Annotated in this window: 3 protein-coding genes; all 3 read left to right on the top strand. The window is 65.7% G+C overall.

The features are described from left to right. The first annotated feature begins 102 nt into the window (after nucleotides 1-102). Genes AC3WJU_RS22265 through AC3WJU_RS22275 form a run of 3 tightly spaced genes read left to right on the top strand, consistent with a single transcriptional unit; the run spans nucleotide 103 to nucleotide 3354 of the window. Entirely contained in the window at nucleotides 103-1188 is a 1086-nt protein-coding gene (locus AC3WJU_RS22265) for a tyrosine-type recombinase/integrase (RefSeq protein ID WP_492260896.1), read from the top strand. Then, complete coding sequence (locus AC3WJU_RS22270; protein ID WP_492260897.1) at nucleotides 1154-3058, top strand: tyrosine-type recombinase/integrase; 1905 nt, start codon at nucleotides 1154-1156, stop codon at nucleotides 3056-3058. The genes AC3WJU_RS22265 and AC3WJU_RS22270 overlap by 35 nt, the downstream gene beginning before the upstream one ends. A gap of 5 nt (nucleotides 3059-3063) precedes the next feature. Next, the gene (locus AC3WJU_RS22275; protein WP_492260898.1) at nucleotides 3064-3354 is read left to right on the top strand and encodes a DUF6262 family protein; all 291 of its coding nucleotides are present in this window, start codon (nucleotides 3064-3066) and stop codon (nucleotides 3352-3354) included. The last annotated feature ends 49 nt before the right edge of the window (nucleotides 3355-3403 follow it).

Genomic DNA, 3403 nt, shown 5'->3' on the forward strand with positions numbered 1-3403 from the left:
TCCCTCTTAACCGGCTAATGCGGTCGTTTCTGCAGGTCGGCGACACGCCATGCCATGGGACTTTCCTTGTGAGCTGGATCACTGCTGGTACACCTGTTCTTCATGAACAGCGATTTCGGTCTTTGGCTTGAGGAGCGTGACGGTAGCTGGGCGTTGGCCGGTCAGGATGCGCCCCAGTTCAAGCTCGTGGATGAGTACCTTGCGTATCTGACGGACAGGAACTACTCGCCCAAGACGGTGCGTTCCTACGGGTATGACCTGCTGGCGTTCTGCCGGTGGCTTCTGCTCGCCGGGCATCCGCTGGCCGAGGTGAGCACGGAGGTGCTGCTTCGGTTCCTGCGTGCCTGCCGCGATGCCCAGGTCCCGGGCAGGGCGGGACCGAATGTGATCAGGCTGTCGGGGCGCCGGTTGGATCAGTACGCCGCGACGACGATCAACCGTCGGCTGGCCGCGATCTCAGGTTTGTTCGCCTTCGCCGCGATGCGTGACCCGGAGATGAAGAACCCGGTCCCCAAGGGCCGGGAAGCGCGTTGGGTCGCATCCGGTGAGCGGAGTGGGATGCTGGCGCATACGGTCCGGCGGCCAAAGAACCGTTCCTCGCTTCGGCTGCGCGAACCCCGCCGGCTGCCCAAGGCGTTGTCCCAGCCTGACGCGGCCGAGTTACTGGCCAGTTTTCACACTTGGCGTGACCGGGCGATCGCGGGCTTGATGCTCTATTGCGGGTTGCGTTCGGCCGAGGTGCTGGCCCTGGACGTCGCGGACGTCGATATCGGCGGCCGGTGGCTGCAGGTGCTCGGCAAGGGACAGCGGGAGAGGCGGGTGCCGCTTGACGCGGACGTTGCTTCCGTCATCCAGGTGTATCTGCTGGCCGAGCGGCCCGAATCCGGCAGCACACGCCTGTTTCTCGTGGCCAAGGGGCCGAACCGTGGCCAGCCGTTGACCGCGGCCGGGCTGCGCACGGTCTTCCGCTACCACCGCGGCGTGACTGGAATCGTTGGCGGTCACCCGCACGCTTTACGGCACACGTTCGGGACCGCGCTGGCCGAGGCGGGCGTCGATCTGGCGGTGATGCAGGCCTTGCTCGGGCATGCCCACGTCGACACCACGGCCCGCTACATCCATCTGGCTCCGGCCCACGTGAAAGCAGAGTTCGATGCCGCTCGCGATCGCATCCGTTCCCAGCAGTGACCCGCACGCCGCTTACCTCGACTATCTGAGTCGGACAGGTCGGGGAAACACCGCATACTCAACAGCGGCCCGGACGTTCTTCAAGCGGTGGCCGGACCCCCGGCAATGGGCGGCCGAGCCGCTGCAGGTTCGCTTGTCGGCCGGGTCAGCGACCCGGCCGATCATCACGTTCCTGATGCTGCACCAAGGCCTGCGGCCTGGTTATGACTACCTGCTTGAACGCAAGCTCTCCAGCATCTGGCGCGAGGTCCAAGACTCCCCTCTGGCAGCGGACCTTGACCGGTTCATGACCGCAGCCGCCGACCTGGGATTCACCGAACGGGTCCGGTTCGCCACCGGCTCCCAGGTGCCGGTAAGGCTCCTCATCCAAACCGGACGGCGCCTGGAACAGCTCACCCTGGCCGATCTGGCCGAGTTCACCGCGGCCTGCCGGGACAGGCAGAAGCGCACCGGCAAGGGCCACAGCCACTACCTGGCGGCGGTAAGCAACGCCCAGCGGGTGCTGTTCCACCTCGGCGTTGTTGATGAACTTCCCCGCGCTGGCGGCCCGGTCCCGTTCGCCGAGCGGCTGGCCCAGGTGCGTCCGCCGATCCGGACGGCGATGATCGCCTACCTGGACCGCAAGCGCGCGACCTGCCGGCCGAAGACCGTGTCAACGATCGCGACCCGGCTCAAGCACTTCGGTGAGTTCCTGGCCGGCATCGACCCGGATCTTGACTCCGTCGCTGCCCTCGATCGACGCAAGCACATCGAGCCTTACCTGACCAGCATGGTCGATGCCGTCAACGCCAAAAATGGTGAGACAATCACCGTCGCTGACCGGTCGCGGCGGGTGCTCGCGCTGATGGGGTTCCTGACCGACATCACCGAGTGGGACTGGCCCGAAGCGCCGCCGCGCAAGCTGCTGTTCCGTGACGACATTCCCAAGCTCCCGCAAATATTGCCCCGTTACCTGCCCGTAGATATCGACAGGCGCCTCACCCAGGTCCTCACCGGGTCTGCGGGAAATGAACTTGCCGCTGCAGCCCTGCGGCTGCAACGTTCCTGCGGGCTGCGTATCGGGGAACTGCTCGATCTTGAACTGGATTGCGTCCACGAAGTCCCCGGCCACGGCAGCTGGCTGAAGGTCCCCCTCGGCAAGCTGGACACCGAGCGGATGGTCCCCCTCGATGAAGAGATCCTGGAGTTGATCGACCACATAACCCACACCAGATCGCACGGGCGGCCGCTGCCGCACCCGCGTTACCGACGCCCGGCCCAGTTCCTTTTCACCCACCATGGGCGGCGGCTCGGGCAACAAGCGGTCCGCGCCGAACTCGATCGCGCCGCCGGTCTCGCCGGGTTCGAACACATCACCCCGCACCAGCTACGGCATACCTACGCCACCGCATTGGTCAATGCCGGTGTCTCGCTGCAGGCCCTGATGGCGCTGCTCGGCCATATGTCCGCCGAGATGAGCCTGCGCTACGGACGGCTGTTCGACGCCACCGTGCGCACAGAGTACGAACGGGCCCTTGATCTGGCCAAACAACAGGCACTTACACCCGCGACCGGCAGGACCAGCCTGCCGCTGAGAGACATCACCGGCGGAAAAGACTGGAAGGACACCCCGCTGCTGAAGTCCCGCATGGCCGGAGGGTTCTGCCTGCGGGCACCGGCCCAGGGCGCCTGCGCCTATGCAAATATCTGTGAGCACTGCCCCAGCTTCCACGCCGAGCCCAGCTCCCTGCCGATCCTTGCCGCCCAACGCGTTGATGCAGACGCACTCGCCCGCGATGCCGAACAACGGGGCTGGATCACCGAAGCCGACCGCCACAAACAGCTCATCACACGACTCGACAGACTGATCAACGAGGCCACTGCAGGATGACGAACATGAGCACCCTCAACAGCGTCGAGCGCGCCTGCGCCGAGCTCCTCCGGAACGGACAGGCAGTGACATTCACCGCCGTTGCCGCCCATACGGGCCTGGGCCGCACCACTCTCTACCGGGACGCCATGCTCCGGAGTGTCATCGAGGAGAACCGTCACCGGGCCGCCACCAGCGGCACCCTCACCGCCCTCACCGACGAGATCGCCACTCTCCGCGCCGCACTCGACACCCTCGCCACCAGCGTGCGGCGCCACGAAAAACAACTCCGGAAACTGACCTCCCGAAACAACTAATCCTTAACCGGCTAATCCCCGGCATCCCGGGCTATTAGCCGGATAATGC

The sequence above is a fragment of the Arthrobacter sp. FW306-1B-F12A genome (assembly GCF_058781865.1).

What these genes read in the sequence shown, in the direction of transcription:
- AC3WJU_RS22265 (WP_492260896.1), top strand. Translation starts at nt 103, where the DNA reads ATGAACAGCGATTTCGGTCTTTGGCTTGAGGAGCGTGACGGTAGCTGG.
- AC3WJU_RS22270 (WP_492260897.1), top strand. Translation starts at nt 1,154, where the DNA reads ATGCCGCTCGCGATCGCATCCGTTCCCAGCAGTGACCCGCACGCCGCT.
- AC3WJU_RS22275 (WP_492260898.1), top strand. Translation starts at nt 3,064, where the DNA reads ATGAGCACCCTCAACAGCGTCGAGCGCGCCTGCGCCGAGCTCCTCCGG.